A 17,234-nucleotide genomic window follows, 5' to 3' on the forward strand; every position below is an offset into this window, starting at 1 on the left:
GCGCTGTATCGTATGTTACGTATTTTGTCTCATTGCGTCCCTATGGATGATTTCATACAGTTTGACCGGCTTTGTCAAACGCGATTTCAAGAACGCGGCGCCCGACATGCCGTGAGCGGGGGAAAACATGATTTCCAGCATTGCCGAACTGATCTCGGACCGCATCGGCGCGATGCCGGCAAGCGAGCGGCGCGCCGCACAAACGCTGATCGCCAACTATCCGCTGATCGGCCTGAAGACGGTCGCCGAGTTCTCTACAGCGGCAGGCGTGTCCTCGCCGACGATCCTGCGTTTCGTCGCGCGGCTGGGTTTTCAGAACTATCCCGAATTCCAGTCGGCACTGCAGGACGAACTGGCGGCGCAATTGCAGTCGCCGGCAACGCGGACGCTCAACCCGGCCTCATCGGGCGGCGCGGTGTCGCCGATGCTGGAGGCGACCCTCGACAATATGCGCGAGACATTCAGGCATCTGTCCGAAAGGCAGCTTGCCGACATTGCCGCGACACTTGCTCATCGCCGCGGCAAGACCTTCCTGATCGGCGGCCGCTTCACCGATCCGCTGGCGCGATACATGGCCGCCCACCTCGCCATCGTCCAGCCCGACGTCTACCACCTCGCCGGCCAGGAAGGCATCTGGCGCGACCGGCTGATCGACATGGGCAAGCGCGACGTGCTGGTGATCTTCGACATCCGGCGCTACCAGGACAGCCTGGTGCGCTTCGCCGAAACGGCGCATCAGCGCGGCGTGCACATCGTGCTGTTCACCGACCAGTGGCTGTCGCCGATCGCCCGCTTTGCGCGCCATGTCATTGCCGGCCGCACCGCCGTGCCCTCGGCCTGGGATTCCTCGGCGGCGCTTTTCGTCGTCGCCGAAACGCTGATCGGCGCGGTGACGAGACAGCTCGAGACCGACGGCGCCAAGCGCATCCGCGAGCTGGAAAGCCTGCGTTGACAGTCCAGAATTTCTGTCGCGAGCCCGCCAAACGTTACGCAGATTTAATGTGCATGGCAGCGGCAGAATTGCCATAAAGCCATGATATTTTCGTCGCTTCGCACAAACCGGGTGCGTTGCTGCGTTTTATGCTTGGGGAAACCGGTAGACGTTTGCCAACCGGAGTGCCGATGGCCGCCTGGAAACAGATCGTTTTTGCGCTTGTGGTCCTGGTGGCCGCGGCTGCCGCCTGGGTTCGCTTCTTTCCGGGCGCGCCGGAGGTGCTGGCGCGCTGGGGTATCGACTGGGCTTATGCCGCGGCGCCCAATGTGACGACAGGTGCGGTCGACACGACAAGGCAGGCAACCGGTGGCAACGGCGCCGGCCAGCGCGCCACCGTCATCGCGTTGCCGGCTGGCACAGCCACCATCAACGACCGTCTGCAGGCGATCGGCACCGGCCGCGCCAACGCTTCGGTGGCGGTCAATCCCTACAGTTCCGGTCGCCTCACCGGATTTCTGGTCGAATCCGGCACCCGTGTCGAAAAGGGGCAAATCATCGCTACCCTCGATTCCGAGACCGAGGTGATCGCGCAGGATCGTGCCAAGCTCGTTTTACAGGACTCGCAGAACAAGCTCGACCGGGTGAAATCGCTGCAGGCTTCCAACGCCGCGACACCGGTCGCCGTCGCCGATGCCGAAGTGGTGCTGGCGGTCGCCAAACTGGTACTTCGCGATGCCGAACTCGCCCTGCAGCGCCGCTCGATCGCCGCGCCGATCGCCGGCACCGTCGGCATCCTGCCGATCGCCGCCGGCAACTATGTGACCAACGAGTCGGCCATCGCCACGCTGGACGACCGCTCCTCGATACTGGTCGACTTCCTCGTGCCGGAGCGCTTCGCCGCCGCCGTCAAGGTCGGCGCACAACTGTCGGCGACGCCGATCGCCAACCCGGCACAGGCCTATACCGGAACGATTTCGGCCATCGACAACCACATCGACGAGAACAGCCGCACGCTGCTGGTCAAGGCAACGATCGCCAATCCGGCGGATTCGTTGCGTGCCGGCATGTCGTTCCAGATCAGCATGAAGTTTCCCGGCGACTCCTATCCGGCCGTCAGCCCGCTGGCGATCCAGTGGGGCTCTGATGGCGCCTATGTCTGGGCAGTGCAGGACGGCAAGACGAAACGCGTCGCCGTACGCATCATCCAGCGCAACACCGAGACGGTGCTGATCGATGCCCCGATCGTCAGCGGCGACATGGTGGTGACCGAGGGCACCCAGAGCGTCAGCGAAGGCGGCGAGGTCCGCATCGCCGGCGAGGAGCAGCGCGCCGCCGACGCTGACGGCTCATGACCGGCACCGCCAACGCCGCCAGCGAAACCGGCTCCACTGCGCTGTTCATCCGCAGGCCTGTCATGGCCCTGGTGCTGAACACGCTGATCGCTGTCGCCGGCCTTGCCGCCTTCTACGGCGTCGAGATCCGCGAACTGCCGGATGTCGACCGCCCTGTCATCACCGTCAGCACGGTCTTCGAGGGTGCGGCCGCCGAAACCGTCGACCGCGAACTGACCGATACGATCGAAGGCGCGGTCGCCCGCGTCTCCGGCGTCAAGTCGATCTCGTCGACCTCCTCCTTCGGCTCGAGCCGCGTCACCATCGAGTTCAACGACGGCGTCGACCTCAATGTCGCCGCCTCCGACGTACGCGACGCCGTCGGCCGTGTCGCCAACCAGATGCCGGACACCGCCGATCCGCCGCGCATCGTCAAGGCCGACGCCAATTCCGAACCGGTGATGCGGCTGGCCGTCACCTCCGACACCATGTCGGTGCAGGACATGACGGTGATCGTCCAGGACCAGATCGAGGACGAGCTTGCCGCGGTGCCGGGCGTCGCCGATGTCCAGGTTTCCGGCGACCGCGACAAGATCTTCCGCATCGACGTCGACCAGAACAAGCTGGCCAGCCACGGCTTCACCGTCGCCGATCTTAGAACAGCATTGGCCTCGGTCGCCTTCGATTCGCCGGCCGGCTCGATCACCACCACCAACCAGGACCTGATCGTGCGCACGACGGCGGACGTGACCACGCCCGACGAGTTCGAGAACATCATCATCGGCGGCAAGACGCGCATCCGCGACGTCGCCACCGTCACGCTCGGCCCCGACATCGGCCAGACCACATTGCGCTCGGACGGCAAGACCGGCATCGGCCTCGGCATCATCCGCCAGGCGGAATCGAACACGCTGGACATCTCGACTGGCGTCAGGGCTGCCGTCGCCAAGCTGCAGGAGAACCTGCCTCAGGGCATGGCGATCAAGGTCACCAGCGACGATGCCGTCTTCGTCAACGGCGCCGTGCATGAGGTCGAGATCGCACTGGCCCTGTCGGTCTCGATCGTGCTGATCGTCATCTATGCCTTCCTGCTCGACTGGCGCGCGACGCTCATTCCGGGTCTGTCGATGCCGGTCGCCATGATCGGCACCATCGCCGCGATCTATCTCGCCGGCTTCTCGGTCAACATCCTGACCTTGCTCGCTCTGGTGCTGGCCACCGGCCTTGTCGTCGACGACGCCATCGTCGTGCTCGAAAACATCGTGCGCCGGCGCAATGAAGGCATGGGCCCGCGCGCCGCCGCCGTGCTCGGCGCGCAGGAGGTGTTCTTCGCCGTCATCGCCACCACGCTGACGCTGGTCGCCGTCTTCGTGCCGATCTCCTTCCTGCCCGGCCAGACCGGCGGCTTGTTCCGCGAATTCGGCTTCGTGCTCGCCATGTCGGTGCTCTTGTCCTGCGTGGTGGCGCTGACACTCTGCCCGATGCTCGCCTCGCGCATGCTGTCCAGCGCAGCGCTCCACCATGAGGGCGGCAACGGCATCGGCGCCCGCATCGGAGGCGCGCTGAACACGACCTACCGGCGCTGCCTGCATGCCTGCCTCGACGCGCCGTGGATCGTCATCCTGGTGGCGCTTTTGTTCGCCGGCACCGCCTTCAGCCTGTTCGGCACCATCCGCCAGGAGCTGACGCCGAGCGAGGACCGCGCCGTCGTGCTGTTGCGCATCAGCGCGCCGCAAGGCGTCAGCCTCGATTACACGACGCAGCAGATGCAGAAGATCGAGAAACTGATCCAGCCGCTGCGCGATTCCGGCGAGATCCGCAGCACCTTCGAGAATGCCGGCCAGAACGGTGCCTACAACAACGGCTTCATGGTGATGACGCTGGCGCCCTGGAACGAGCGCACGCGCAGCCAGCGAGAGATCATGGCCGAGATCAGCCAGCTGACCCGGCAGGTGCCGAGCGTGCGCGTCTTCCCGGTGCAGCCCAACAGCCTGGGCATCCGCGGCGCCGGCAACGGCCTGCAATTCGCGCTGGTCGGCAATGACCGCAAGGCGCTCGGCGAAGCGGCGGTCAAGGTCATCGACGAAATGCGCAAGGATCCGGGCTTCCAGTCGCCGCGGCTCTCCGTCGACCCGACACAGCCGCAGCTTGCCGTCGCCATCGACCGCGAGCGGGCGTCGGACCTCGGCATCGACATAACCGGGCTGGCCAACACTTTGCAGGCCATGCTCGACGGCAATGATGTCGTCGACGTCTACATCGCCGACCGCAGCTACGGCGTGAAGCTGGTCTCGACGACCAATCCGATCAACGACCCGACTGATCTGGAAAATATCTTCCTCAAGACGGCCGACGGTCGCTTCGTGCCGATGTCGACCATCGCAACGCTGACCGAACGCGCCGTGCCACCGTCGCTGACGCGCGAACAGCAACAGCCGTCGGTGGCTATCACCTCGAACCTCGGCGGCAATTTCGCGCTCGGCGACGCGCTGAGCCGCGCCGAGGAGATCGCAACGCCGCTGCTGCCGCCGGGCAGCCGCATCCTGCCGCTCGCGGAAGCCGCGACGCTGGGCGAGACAAACAGCGCCATGATCACCATCTTCGGCTTCGCGCTGGTCATCATCCTGCTGGTGCTGGCCGCCCAGTTCGAAAGCTTCGTCAGCGCCATCATCATCATGGCGACGGTGCCGCTTGGCCTTGCCTGCGCCATCTTCGCGCTCCTGCTCTCAGGCACCAGCCTCAACGCCTACAGCCAGATCGGCCTGGTGCTGCTGGTCGGCGTCATGGCCAAGAACGGCATCCTGATCGTCGAGTTCGCAAACCAGCTGCGCGACCGCGCGTTCGGCGTGCGCGAGGCAATCGAGCAGGCATCCATCATCCGCCTGCGGCCGGTGATGATGACGATGATCTGCACCGTGCTCGGCGGCGTGCCGCTGGTGCTGGCCGTCGGCGCCGGTGCGGAGGCGCGCATCGCGCTCGGCTGGGTTATCGTCGGCGGGCTTGGCCTCGCCACCATTTCGACCCTGTTCCTGACCCCCGTCGCCTATCTCCTGCTCGGCCGCTTCGTGACGCCGAAGACGCACGAGGAAGCGCGGCTGAAGCGCGAGTTGGAAGAAGCCGCCTACACCAATGTCGAGCCGGCGGAGTAGTCATCTCTGTTTGCTGAGATTGTGCGGGGTTACTGGCCTGTGAAATCCGGCAGCAGAATATATGGATTCCTCTGATCGTAGGGATAGCTCGGTTCACCCTTGCCAGTTGAAACGGCACCCGCGATCAACACTCCTTTAGGTCCGAACATATAGTCGATACCGGCACACAGGTGAGCGAGATCCTCGTAGGCGAAACTGCGCAGCGCACTGCCACCTGCGAATGCGGCTGCCTTGAGTTGCTCAGGCGTAAGCGGGCCAATTATCCTGTCGCGATAGGCTTTGACCTTGGCTTTCTTGAGCCTGGACGACTGACATGAGGCGCCGATAACCCGCGCCAGCATTATGCTTCTGACTGCGGTCCCGGCGGGATCATCCAGAGGGGTTGAATATTTCTTGAGGAAATAATTTGTACTCGGATCGTTGGTCATCGACTTGCGCCAAGCCGGCGGGAACTCGTCTGCAGCCTCGGCGATAACGGCACTTGTCATCGACACCAGGACGATTCCTACAAACCACTTTAACCGCATGCACCTAACCCGAGCTGTTCTGATTTAGGGCCGAATAAACACCTTCCCGTTCGGCTTGGCCAGCTCCGCCGGAATCTTCGCCATCGCCTCGGCCAATGGCACCACCGCCGTCACATCCGTCGACCAGCGCCCGTCGGAAAAGCGCTTCTGTGCCTCCAGGATCGCCGGGCCGCGCTTGTCGCGGAACTGGCGCATCCATTCGCTCAGCCAGAAGCCTTCGATATGCTTGTGCTGGAAGATCAACTGGCCGGGCTCGCGAATGACCGTCGCCTCGCCATCTAGCCGCCCGTAGATGATCCAGCGCGAACGCTTCGGCATGGCGTCGAAGATGGTCGAGGCTAGTGGCCCGGTCACCGCATCGAGGAAGATGCGCGGCTGCTCGGCCTTGATCACCTCGCGCAGCGCAGCCTTGAAATCCGCCGCCTTCTCGTTGAGGACATGGGCCGCGCCGATCTCTTTCAACAGCGGGATCTGTTCGTCGCGGCGCACGGTGACGATCGGTCTGTATCCCTCCTCCTTGGCAAGCCCTGCGATCAGCTTGCAGAGCTGGGAGGCGCCGGCGGTCATGATGAAGGCCTTTTCGCCCACCTCTTTGACGATATCGAACATGGCGAGCGCGGTGAGCGGGTTGACGATCATCGCCGCACCATCCTCGTCGCGAACCGTGTCGAGGAGCGGAATGCAGACGACCGCCTCGGCGACGGCATAGTCCGCCCAGGAGCCCCAATTGGTGACGCCGGTGGCGAAGGCGACGCGCTTGCCGACCAGGCTTTTTGGGTAGGGCTCGTCACCGCCAGCGACGACGATGCCGACCCCTTCGAAGCCAGCCGGCTGGCCCTTGGCGCGCGGCTGGCCGTACTGGCCCTTGATGAAGGCGACGTCGGACGGGTTGATCGAGGCGAGGCTGACCTTGATCAGCACCTGCGTCGGTCCGAGCGCCGGCACGGCGATCTCGCCAGGCTCGAGATAAGGCTCCATCGCTTCCAGCGCGAAGCCGGAAGGCGTCCTGGTGTAGCCGTCGCCGACAAGCAGCAGCGCCTTCATCTCGGACGGAATGGCCATCGGGAACTCCTTACTTGCCGGCGGATTTCAGTGGTGGTTGGCCGAGCCGCTGCTTAGACCTTTTCCTGCGTGTACTTCTTCAATTCGGTCCGCGCCACCTGCCGGCGATGCACGGCGTCCGGCCCGTCGGCCAGGCGCAGCGTCCTGAGATGCGTCCATGAGCGCGCCAGCGGCGTGTCCTGGCTGATGCCTTGCGCGCCGAACATCTGCACCGCCTCATCGGTGACCTTGAGTGCCACACGCGGCGCGATCACTTTGATCTGGCTGATCCAAGGCGCGGCGGCGCGGGCATCGCCCTGATCGATCATCCAGGCTGCCTTGAGGCAGAGCAACCTCGCCATCTCGATCTCCATGCGGCTTTCGGCGATGATGTCGAAATTGGCGCCGAGCTTGGCCAGAGGCTGGCCGAAGGCCTCGCGCCGCACCGAGCGCTGGCACAGCATCTCCAGCGCCATCTCGGCCTGGCCGATGGCACGCATGCAGTGGTGGATGCGGCCCGGCCCGAGCCGCCCCTGCGCGATTTCGAATCCCCTGCCCTCGCCGAGGATCAGATTCGATGCCGGTACGCGCACGTTGTCGAACCTTAGATGCATGTGGCCGTGCGGCGCATCATCGTCGCCATAGACCTGCATGGGCCGCACCTTGGTCACGCCTTTCGCCTCCGACGGCACCAAGATCATGGAATGCCGGCGGTGCTGCGGCTCGTCGTTGCCGCCGGTCCTGACCATGACGATGTAGACGGCGCAGCGCGGGTCGCCGGCGCCCGATGCCCACCACTTCTCGCCGTTCAGCACATAGTCGCCGCCCTGCCGCGCGCAGCGCATCGAAATATTGGTGGCGTCGGAAGACGCCACATCCGGCTCGGTCATCAGATAGGCCGAGCGAATTCTTCCGTCGAGCAGAGGCTCCAGCCACTGCTGCTTGTGCTCGGCCGAGCCGTAGCGCTCCAGCACTTCCATGTTGCCGGTATCGGGCGCCGAGCAGTTGAAGGTCTCGGCGCCGAGATGCGCCTTGCCCATCTCTTCGGCCAGATAGGCATATTCGACCGTGGAAAGCCCGTAGCCGCGCTCGGAACCGGTCAGCCAGAAATTCCACAGGCCGCGCTCCTTTGCCGTCTTCTTCAGCCCTTCGAGGATTTCGGTCTGGCGGTCAGTGTAGACCCAGCGGTCGCCGCCCTTGCCGATCTCGGCCAAAAATTCCTCGCCGAGCGGCATGATCTCGTCGCGCACCATCGCCGCGACGCGCGCGTGGATCGGCTTCAGCCGCTCGGTCATGCCCAGATTCATGTCCGCCATCGATCTCCGGCCCTCCAACGCGCATCCAGGCCCCTTTACCCGTGGCAAGGATGACCGTACTTCGGGTAGCCTTGTCAACGCGAGCCCTTTCGCCCGGCCGCGAGACAGGGGCAAGGCGGAGGAAATGCGATGAGCTATCTGGATGAGCTGTTTTCGGTCGCCGGCAAGACCGCGCTGGTCACCGGCGCCGCGACCGGCATCGGCCGCATGGCGGCAACCGCCCTGGTCAAGGCGGGCGCCAGCGTCATGATCGCCTCGCGTAAGGGCGAGGATTGCATCAAGGTCGCCGCCGAACTGAACGGTCTCGGCGCATTGGGCCGCGCGGAGGGCTTTGCCGGCGATGTCTCCAGCGAAGCAGGCATTGCGGCTCTGGTCGCCGAGGTGAAGTTGCGCGCGGAAAAACTACACATCCTGGTCAACAATGCCGGCGTCTCCTGGGGCGCGCCGCTGGAAAGTTTTCCTTATTCGGCCTGGGCCAAGGTGCTCGGCGTCAACGTCACCGCCGTCTTCCACCTGACGCGCGAACTGCTGCCGCTGCTCGACGCCGCGGCCAGCGACGACGATCCGGCAAGGGTGATCAATCTGGGTTCGGTGATGGGCACGCAGCCGCTGGCCGACGACGCCTATTCCTACACCGCCTCAAAAGCCGCCGTTCACCATCTGACGCGCACGCTGGCGATCGAGCTCGCCGGTCGCCGCATCACCGTCAATGCCTTTGCCCCAGGCCCGTTCCAGAGCCGGATGACCGCTTTCGCCACTGGAACCGAGGAACAGGCAAAACATGTCGGCAACCATGTTCCGATCGGGCGTATCGGCACCCCGGATGACATTGCTGGCGCAACCCTTTATTTGTGCAGCCGTGCCGGCAGCTATGTTACCGGTGCCATCCTGCCGATCGACGGCGGGCAGTCGGTGCAGCATGGGCTGAAACTGTTCAAGGAATGACATGTCGGCCGGAGAAGCCGGCGGGCGAAGTGGAGGACATCAGCGTGGAACCGATCAGTCTCGATGTGCTTCTGGCCAGCGTCGGCAAGGAAGTCGGCGTGTCACCGTGGCGCGTCGTCACCCAGCGCATGATCGACCAGTTCGCCGACGCCACCGACGACCATCAGTTCATCCATTGCGACCCCGAGCGGGCCGAGCGCGAGACGCCGTTCGGCGGCACCATCGCGCATGGTTTCCTGTCGCTGTCGCTGCTTTCGGCGATGACCTTCGAGACCATGCCGCCGCTCGAAAACAGCAAGATGGGCGTCAACCACGGTTTCGATTCGCTGCGCTTCCTGGCGCCGGTGAAGACCGGCTCGCGCATCCGCACCCGTTTCGTGCTGGCCGACGTCAAGGTCCGGCCGTCGGGCTGGGTGCAGACGGCGCATGACGTGACCATCGAGATCGAGGGTTCGAAGAAGCCGGCGCTGACCGCGCGCTGGCTGACCCTGACGCTGATCGAGCGCCAGCCAGAGACGGCATGAGCGGCGACGCCAACGCGCACGACAAGTCGGCGCTTGCACTCGATCAGGCAGCGCTTGCGCCTTATCTCGAAGCGCATATTCCGGGCTTCGCCGGGTTGAGCGCGATCGAGAAATTCAAATCCGGACAATCGAACCCAACTTATCTTTTGACGGCGGCAAGCGGCCGCTATGTGCTGCGCGCCAAGCCGCCCGGCCAATTGCTGAAATCCGCGCATCAGGTCGACCGCGAATTCCGGGTGATGCAGGCGCTTGCCGGAACAGCCGTGCCGGTGCCCGCCATGCTGCATTTGTCCGGTGAGGGCTCCCCGATCGGCCGCATGTTCTATGTCATGGAGTTCCTGGACGGCCGCATCTTCTGGGATCCGTCCTTGCCGGAAGCCTCTGGCAACGAGGAGCGCGCCGCCATCTACGATGCCATGAACGCCACGCTTGCCGCCCTGCATGACGTCGATATCGAAACGACTGGGCTCGGCGACTTCGGCAAACCCGGCAATTATTTCGAACGCCAGTTCGCCCGCTGGACCAGCCAGTACCGCGCCTCCGAAACCGGAGAGGTGGCCGACATGGACCGGCTGATTGCCTGGCTCGAGACGCATATGCCGGCTGATGACGGCCGTGTCTCGCTGGTGCATGGCGACTACCGGCTGGACAATATGGTCTTCGCCAAAGACGGGCCGCGGGTGCTGGCGGTGCTCGACTGGGAGCTGTCGACGCTCGGCCACCCCTTCGCCGACCTCGCCTATCAGTGCATGCAGTGGCGGCTGCCGCACGCCTCGGGGTTTCGCGGCCTCGGCGGCATCGACCGCGCGACGCTCGGCCTGCCGTCCGAAGAGGCCTATGTCGACGCCTATTGCCGGCGGCGCGGGCTCGCCGGCATCGGCAACTGGAGCTTCTTCCTTGCTTTCTCCTTTTTCCGGTTGGCGGCAATCTGCCAGGGCGTCTACCGGCGCGCGCTGGACGGCAACGCCTCCAATCCGGAAAAGGCGAGAACCTATGGCGAAGCGGTCAAGCTGCTGGCCGGCCTGGCGGTGGGATTGATCGACAAGAATACTTGAAAATTGGGAGAGCTGAGCGATGGGTCGTTTCGACGGGGCGACGGTGCTGATCACGGGCGCTGCCGGCGGCCTCGGCCGCGGCGCGGCAAAGGGCTTTGCCGCCGAAGGCGCGCGGTTGGTGCTCTCGGATCTGGACGAAAAAGCATTGGCCGCCTTTGCCGAGACGCTTGGAGTGGAGACGACGATCCTTGCTGGCAACATCGCCGAGGAAAAACTGTCGGAAGATTTGGTGACGCTGGCAACGGAACGGTTCGGCCGGCTGGATGTCGCCGTCAACAATGCCGGCATCGTCCACAGCTTCGAGCGCCTGCCGCAGGTGGCATCGGACGAGGCCCGCCGCGTGCTCGAGATCGACCTTTTGGGCGTTTTCTTCGCGATGAAGCATCAGATCCCGTGCATGGAGCGACAGTTCAAAGAGAGCGGCAAGGGCGGCACGATCGTCAATATCGCCTCCGTCGCCGGGCTTGGCGGCGCGCCAAAGCTGTCGGTCTATGCCGCCGCCAAGCATGGCGTCGTCGGGCTGACCAGGTCTGCGGCCGCCGAGTACGCCACCAAGGGCATACGCATCAACGCCATCTGCCCGGCCCATACGCGAACGGCGATGGTCGACGGTTTTGTCCGCGGCAGCGGCGCGCCGGAGGCCGAGGCGCTGGCAGAGCTGACGCGCGGCGTGCCGATGAAACGGGTCGCGGAGGTGGATGAGATCATCACCGCCATCTTATTCGCCGCTGACCCGACCAACTCGTTCATGACCGGCCATATGCTCGCCGTCGATGGCGGCATTGGCGCGATCTGACGCAGCGCCAGGGAACCAAACCCGCCCTTGTCGGTTTTCGTACAGCGTATATAATTTAGTCAGGCAACCAACAACAAAGGCAGGCAGGAATTGCCGCTTAGCGTTCAGAACCGCCGCGAAAGACAGAAAGCCGAGTTGCGCTCCGAACTGGTCGAGGCGGCGCACAAGCTTGTGCAGGAAGAAGGCTATGAAGGCCTGACCATCCGCAAGCTGGCCAAGCGCGTCGGCTATGCGCCGATGTCGGTCTATTCCTATTTCGCCGACAAGCAGGACATCCTCTTCGCGTTGGCCGAGGATGCGTTCGAGACGCTTGCCCGCCGGATCGAGGAGCATCCGTCCGATGATCCAATCGAGGCATTGCAGGCGGTCATGACCGAATACGCTGCCTTCGGCCTCGGCAATCCCAACGAATACCGCACCGTCTTCATGACCGAAAAGACCAAGCCGCCGGAAGGCAGGTCCTACGAGGAGATGGAAGAGAGCAACCCGGCGATGAAGGCGCTGATCAGCAGGGTCGAGGCCTGCGTCGCCGCCGGCAAGCTCAAGGGCGATCCGCGTGCCATCGCCACCATGCTGTGGGCGGTGGGCCACGGCACGATCTCGCTGCTGATCACCTTTCCATTCTACCCCTTCGGCGACCCGCAGGCTTTCGTGAAGCGGATGTGCAATTTCACTCTGGCCACGCTGTCGACACAGGAGGTGCAGCCGCTGACCGAGACTCCGGTCAACTGCTGACAGGCCTGCGTTCCAACATCGTTTGATCCAGCCAGCGTCTGGAGCATGATCCCGAAGTAGAACCGGATTTGCTGCGCTAACCTTCGGTTCGGAAAAAAGATCAAGCTTAAACAGAGAGATAGAGCCCATCCCGATTTCATCCGGATGGAACAGGTTTTTGCCGCGCCATGCGGCATTTTGGCCTTTAGGAAAAATTTGATCGTACGTGTACGATTTCTGACTTGAAGTCCCGATCTCCGAGACGTATATGTACGCCGTATCGTACATGTACGAAGAAATTGAACCGGAGACAAACCATGAAAAAGACAATCCTCACCCTCGTAGCGGTGCTGGCGTTTTCAGGTGCGGCCTTCGCCGGCTCCACCCAGCCGACCAAGCAAGCGCCGGCTACGGCCTGCGTCCATACCAAGACCAATGTGAAGCTCGATTGCCGCACGACCGGCTCGGTCGAAAAGACCGGCGCGACCAAGACCGACGCAGCCAAGGGCCCGCGTCTCGGCATCGAGATCAACCCCTGGATCGTGCCCAGCACGTTCTAAAGCATGATCCCGAAAAGTGGGAACCGGTTTTCGGATAAGATCATGCTCAAACAAAAGGTTTGATACCGCTGCAGCGGCGCTCTCCCCCCAAGGTCGACGACGCCGTGGCAGCTCTATGCGGATGAAGAAAAGGGCGGCAGGAGAATCTGACCGCCCGTTTTCATGTCAGGGCGCTGCCCTGCCGAATTACTTCTTGCGCTGTTTTCGCCCGGCCACAGTCTTGGCCTTGCCGGGTCTTGCGGGAGCGCCGGAGATGGAGGTCGAGGTGATCGATATCGGATCGCTGGCTGGGAACGTGTCCTCGAGGCCTTCCTCGAGTTCCTCTTCCGGGCTCACCTCGTGATCTCGTTCGCGTTCGAGCGAACGGACGGCAGCGGTCTTCCTGGCCGACTTCGGCGCGGATTTCGGCGGCATCGGCATTCTCCCTCGGCCTGCGGAAGCAGAACGAGCCTGCGCGGCAAACGTTCCTGACTCGCGCTACGCTGCCGCGTCGCTCGCTGCTTCGGATAGCAAAGTAAAGACATAGTCCGAGAACGAACGCCAGCATTCGACCCGGAAGGCATCCGCCGCACTGCGCAGCAGCACGATCTCGGACTTGCCCAGGATGGTGCGCGAAGCAGCGCCCACCGGAAAGACTTCAAGCGACAGATCCTGCGGGCAGCCGCCATTGATCGCCGCGGCGGCAGCCGGACCGGTGACGGAAAAGGCGACGTTGCGGTGCGAGATGCCGACCGCCGAATGCAGCGCGCTGACCTTGGCGCAATCGGCGAGCGGGTCTTTCCCGGCCTCGTCGATGATCAGCCATTCGTCCGGTCCGAGCCACAGCGCCGTGCGGCCGGCTTTGGACGCCGAGGTCTTCGGCTTTGTCGGCAAGGTCACGCCGAGCGCCTTCGAAAGCGCTGCCACGGAAGCCTCCGGCGCGCGCAGCGAGATGCGCTCGGCCGGCGGCATAACCTCGAGCTTGACGCCCGTCGCCGATACGCTGCGCCCGGCGAGCGCCGGACGGCGCTCGGCCGAGTACATCGCGGATGCATTGGTTTTCGCGGCAGCCTTAGCCATTGAGGCGCTCCCCTTTCTCGTCGAAGAACACCATGCCGGTGACCTCCACTTCGATCACCCCGTTCGGCATCGGCACGTAGAGCGTCTCGCCCATGCGGTCGCGGCCGCCGGCAACCAGCGCCAGCGCGATCGAGCGGCCGCAATTCTCCGACCAGTAGCTCGAGGTGACGTGGCCGATCATCTTCATCGGGATAGCCTGCTTCGGGTCGGCGACGATCTGCGCGCCTTCTTCCAGCACCACTTTCGGGTCCTTGGTCTTCAGGCCGACAAGTTGCTTGCGGCCCTTGGCGACCAGGTCCGGGCGCGCCAAACCGCGAATGCCGACGAAATCGGTCTTCTTCTTGCCAACCGCCCAGTCGAGCCCGGCATCGTTCGGCGTCACCGTGCCGTCGGTGTCCTGGCCGACGATGATGTAGCCCTTTTCGGCGCGCAGCACGTGCATGGTCTCGGTGCCGTAGGCGACGGCGCCATGCTTCTGGCCCTCGGCCCACAGCGTTTCCCAGACCGCCTGGCCGTAATCGGCCGGCACGTTGACCTCGAAGCCGCGCTCACCGGTGAACGACATGCGGAACAGCCTGGTCGGCACGCCGCAGATCTTGCCCTCGCGTACCGACATATGCGGCAGCGCCTCGTCCGACATGTCGATGCCCTCGACCAGCGGCGCGATGATGTCGCGCGACTTCGGTCCCTGCACCGCGATGACGGCCCATTGCTCGGTGATCGAGCTCAGCCAGACATTGAGATGCGTGAACTCGGTCTGGAGGTAATCCTCCATAAGGTTCATGACGCGCGGCGCGCCGCCGGTCGTCGTCGTCACATGGAAACGGTCCGGCGCCAGCCTGCCGACGACGCCGTCATCATAGATGAAGCCGTCCTCGCGCAGCATTATGCCGTAGCGGCAGCGGCCGGGTTCCAGCTTCTCCCACGGATTGGTGTAGAGCAGTTCCATGAACTTGGCTGCATCCGGCCCAACCACCTCGATCTTGCCCAGCGTTGAGGCGTCGAACAGGCCGGCCGTCTTGCGCACGCCGACGCATTCGCGATCGACGGCGGCATGCATGTCCTCGCCGCCCTTCGGGAAATACCACGCGCGCTTCCACTGGCCGACATCCTCGAACACGGCACCTTGGGTCTCGGCCCAGGGATGGATCGCGGTTCTTCGGGTCGGATCGAAGAGCGGACCCCGCGCGTGTCCGACGATCGAGCCAAAGGTGACCGGCGTATAGGGCGCGCGGAATGTGGTGAGGCCGACCTGAGGGATCGGCTTGCCCAGCGTCTCGGCGGCAATCGCCAGACCATGCATGTTGGAGGTCTTGCCCTGGTCGGTCGCCATGCCGTTGGTGGTGAAGCGCTTGACGTGCTCGATCGAATGCATGCCTTCATGCACCGCCTGGCGGATGTCCTTGGCGGTGACGTCGTTCTGGAAATCGACGAAAGCCTTCACCGTCGTATCCGGCCCGGCGCCAGGTGCCGCACCCAGCATGCCGCGCGACCAGCTCTCGCCGGCGTCGACTTTCGGCTTCGTACCTTTGGCGGCTTTGGCGCCTGCGTCCTTCGCCGCCTTGGCGCCGGCCGCATAGGCCTCGTCGACCGTCGCCGCCAGCCCGTCGGTGCCGTTGCAGGCGCCGACCGAGACGCAATCCTGCGCATAGGTGCCGGGCACGAAGCGCTTGGTCTCGTCGTTGAAGGCGACCTTGCCGCGCGACTGCGAAAACAGATGCACCGACGGCGTCCAGCCGGCCGACATCAGGATCGCGTCGACCGGAATGGTGCGCTCGCCGCCGCCATTCTTCGGCTGCACGGTCATCGAGGTCACCCGCAATTTGCCGCCGGCGCGGACCACCGCGCGGCCGAAATTGATCTCGATACCGAGCGCCCTCGCCTCGTCGATCACCGGCCCGGTCGGGTTGTCGCGCAAATCGACGATGGCAGCTACGTTGACACCGGCCTTCTTCAGGTCGATCGCCGCCGCATAGGCGGAGTCATTGGCCGTGTAGACGCCGACATTCTTGCCGACGGCAACGCCGTAATGGTTGAGATAGGTGCGCGCGGCGGAAGCCAGCATGATGCCGGGACGGTCGTTATCGGCGAACACCATGTGGCGCTCGATGGCGCCGGTCGCCAGCACGACGCGCTTGGCGCGAACCTGCCACAGCCGCTCGCGGGCCAGTTCGCGACCCGGGTTCTGCAGATGATCGCTGACGCGCTCGACCAGCCCGACGAAATTCTGCGCGTAGTAGCCGAACGCCGTCGTGCGCGAGAGCACGCGGACGTTGGACATGGCCTTCAGCCTGGCAATTGCACCTTGAGCCCAGGCAAAACCGTCCTGGCCGTCGATCCTGGCGCCAGTCTCGAAACGCAGGCTACCGCCGAACTCCGCCTGCTCGTCGGCGAGCATGATGCTGGCGCCGGTTTCGGCTGCCGCAAGGGCTGCGGCGATGCCGGCGGCACCGCCGCCCAGCACCAGCACATCGCAATGCGCGAAGCGCGCCGAATAATGGTCGGGATCAGGCTGGTCCGGCGACACGCCGAGGCCGGCCGCGGCGCGGATCTTCGGTTCGTAGAGGTTTTTCCACGCGGCCTTCGGCCACATGAAGGTCTTGTAGTAGAAGCCGGCCGAAAAGAATGGCGAGGCGATGTCGTTGACCGCGCCGACGTCGAAGGCGAGCGACGGCCAGCGGTTCTGCGACTGCGCGGCGAGCCCATCATAGAGCTCCTGCACGGTTGCCCGCACATTCGGCGTCTTGCGCGCCTCGTCGCGCGCGATCTGGACCAACGCATTGGGCTCTTCGGCGCCGGCGGACAGGAAGCCACGCGGACGGTGGTATTTGAACGAGCGGCCGACGAGATGGACGCCGTTGGCAAGCAGTGCTGAGGCCAGCGTGTCGCCCTCGACGCCGGCGTAGGCCTGGCCGTCGAAGCTGAAGCGCGCCGTCTTCGCCTGCTTGAGGCGCCCGGCGCCGGGAATGCGGAACGCGCCGCTCATTTGGCAACTCCAGGCAGCTTCGACGGCTTCGGCTCGCCGGCCTTGTAGGTCATGATGAACTTGTCGGTGACGGTGTCGCGCACGGCGTTGAAGAAGCGCGCGCAGCCATTCATGTGCCGCCAGCGCTCGTAGATGATGCCCTTGGGATTCGAGCGGATGAAGAAGAACTTCTCGAAATCGTCGTCGCTTTCGCCGGCCATGTTGGCCGAGCGCGCAATGTGCGCCTCACCGGCGTTGCGGAACTCGAGTTCCGGGCGCTCTTCCTCGCAATAGGGGCAGCGGATAAGAAGCATTGTA

Annotated in this window: 16 protein-coding genes; 9 read left to right on the plus strand and 7 right to left on the minus strand. The window is 64.3% G+C overall.

Features of this window, described 5'->3' with window-relative positions; genetic code table 11:
- Nucleotides 1-127: 127 nt before the first annotated feature.
- From AC04SI_RS09105 to AC04SI_RS09115, 3 genes are all read left to right on the plus strand, one after another.
- On the plus strand, nt 128-952 hold the full coding sequence (locus AC04SI_RS09105) for a MurR/RpiR family transcriptional regulator (protein ID WP_404276362.1): 825 nt from the start codon (nt 128-130) through the stop codon (nt 950-952).
- Nucleotides 953-1,122: 170 nt separating this feature from the next.
- Nucleotides 1,123-2,286, plus strand: coding sequence for an efflux RND transporter periplasmic adaptor subunit (locus AC04SI_RS09110; protein WP_404276364.1), 1,164 nt, complete (start codon nt 1,123-1,125; stop codon nt 2,284-2,286).
- Nucleotides 2,283-5,414: an efflux RND transporter permease subunit gene (locus tag AC04SI_RS09115; protein WP_488474130.1), complete on the plus strand. Its 3,132-nt coding sequence runs from the start codon at nt 2,283-2,285 to the stop codon at nt 5,412-5,414. Before AC04SI_RS09110 ends, AC04SI_RS09115 begins: the two co-directional genes overlap by 4 nt.
- Nucleotides 5,415-5,443: 29 nt before the next feature.
- Here AC04SI_RS09115 and AC04SI_RS09120 read toward each other — a convergent pair whose 3' ends face one another.
- From AC04SI_RS09120 to AC04SI_RS09130, 3 genes are read right to left on the minus strand one after another with little or no spacing between them, the layout of a single operon-like run.
- Nucleotides 5,444-5,908: a hypothetical protein gene (locus AC04SI_RS09120; RefSeq protein ID WP_488474131.1), complete on the minus strand. Its 465-nt coding sequence runs from the start codon at nt 5,906-5,908 to the stop codon at nt 5,444-5,446.
- A 57-nt stretch (nt 5,909-5,965) separates the two neighbouring features.
- The gene (locus tag AC04SI_RS09125) at nt 5,966-7,003 is read right to left on the minus strand and encodes a zinc-binding dehydrogenase (RefSeq protein WP_488474132.1); all 1,038 of its coding nucleotides are present in this window, start codon (nt 7,001-7,003) and stop codon (nt 5,966-5,968) included.
- Nucleotides 7,004-7,056: 53 nt separating this feature from the next.
- On the minus strand, nt 7,057-8,298 hold the full coding sequence (locus AC04SI_RS09130; RefSeq protein WP_488474133.1) for an acyl-CoA dehydrogenase family protein: 1,242 nt from the start codon (nt 8,296-8,298) through the stop codon (nt 7,057-7,059).
- Between the two features lie 129 nt (nt 8,299-8,427).
- On the opposite strand from AC04SI_RS09130, the gene AC04SI_RS09135 reads away from it, so the two are divergent.
- The 6 genes from AC04SI_RS09135 to AC04SI_RS09160 all read left to right on the plus strand — a co-directional run bounded on the left by AC04SI_RS09135 (nt 8,428) and on the right by AC04SI_RS09160 (nt 12,892).
- Nucleotides 8,428-9,243, plus strand: coding sequence for an SDR family oxidoreductase (locus tag AC04SI_RS09135; protein ID WP_488474134.1), 816 nt, complete (start codon nt 8,428-8,430; stop codon nt 9,241-9,243).
- The gene (locus tag AC04SI_RS09140) at nt 9,240-9,767 is read left to right on the plus strand and encodes a MaoC family dehydratase (RefSeq protein ID WP_488474135.1); all 528 of its coding nucleotides are present in this window, start codon (nt 9,240-9,242) and stop codon (nt 9,765-9,767) included. The genes AC04SI_RS09135 and AC04SI_RS09140 overlap by 4 nt, the downstream gene beginning before the upstream one ends.
- Nucleotides 9,764-10,822: a phosphotransferase family protein gene (locus AC04SI_RS09145; protein WP_488474136.1), complete on the plus strand. Its 1,059-nt coding sequence runs from the start codon at nt 9,764-9,766 to the stop codon at nt 10,820-10,822. Before AC04SI_RS09140 ends, AC04SI_RS09145 begins: the two co-directional genes overlap by 4 nt.
- 19 nt (nt 10,823-10,841) lie before the next feature.
- Nucleotides 10,842-11,618 carry an SDR family NAD(P)-dependent oxidoreductase gene (locus tag AC04SI_RS09150; protein WP_488474137.1) on the plus strand — a complete coding sequence of 259 codons (777 nt, stop codon included), beginning with the start codon at nt 10,842-10,844 and terminating at the stop codon, nt 11,616-11,618.
- A gap of 90 nt (nt 11,619-11,708) precedes the next feature.
- On the plus strand, nt 11,709-12,353 hold the full coding sequence (locus tag AC04SI_RS09155) for a TetR/AcrR family transcriptional regulator (protein WP_488474138.1): 645 nt from the start codon (nt 11,709-11,711) through the stop codon (nt 12,351-12,353).
- 296 nt (nt 12,354-12,649) lie between these two features.
- Nucleotides 12,650-12,892: a DUF680 domain-containing protein gene (locus tag AC04SI_RS09160; RefSeq protein ID WP_488474139.1), complete on the plus strand. Its 243-nt coding sequence runs from the start codon at nt 12,650-12,652 to the stop codon at nt 12,890-12,892.
- A gap of 186 nt (nt 12,893-13,078) precedes the next feature.
- On the opposite strand, the gene AC04SI_RS09165 is transcribed toward AC04SI_RS09160, so the two are convergent.
- The 4 genes from AC04SI_RS09165 to AC04SI_RS09180 form a co-directional block, all read right to left on the minus strand.
- Complete coding sequence (locus AC04SI_RS09165; RefSeq protein ID WP_488474140.1) at nt 13,079-13,306, minus strand: hypothetical protein; 228 nt, start codon at nt 13,304-13,306, stop codon at nt 13,079-13,081.
- 63 nt (nt 13,307-13,369) lie between these two features.
- Nucleotides 13,370-13,951, minus strand: a complete 582-nt coding sequence (locus AC04SI_RS09170; protein WP_488474141.1) for a sarcosine oxidase subunit gamma — start codon at nt 13,949-13,951, stop codon at nt 13,370-13,372.
- The gene (locus tag AC04SI_RS09175) at nt 13,944-16,937 is read right to left on the minus strand and encodes a sarcosine oxidase subunit alpha (protein ID WP_404276386.1); all 2,994 of its coding nucleotides are present in this window, start codon (nt 16,935-16,937) and stop codon (nt 13,944-13,946) included. The genes AC04SI_RS09170 and AC04SI_RS09175 overlap by 8 nt, the downstream gene beginning before the upstream one ends.
- On the minus strand, nt 16,934-17,230 hold the full coding sequence (locus tag AC04SI_RS09180) for a sarcosine oxidase subunit delta (RefSeq protein WP_488474142.1): 297 nt from the start codon (nt 17,228-17,230) through the stop codon (nt 16,934-16,936). The genes AC04SI_RS09175 and AC04SI_RS09180 overlap by 4 nt, the downstream gene beginning before the upstream one ends.
- Nucleotides 17,231-17,234 lie beyond the last annotated feature (4 nt).

It is taken from the genome of Mesorhizobium sp. CNPSo 4689 (genome assembly GCF_057784325.1).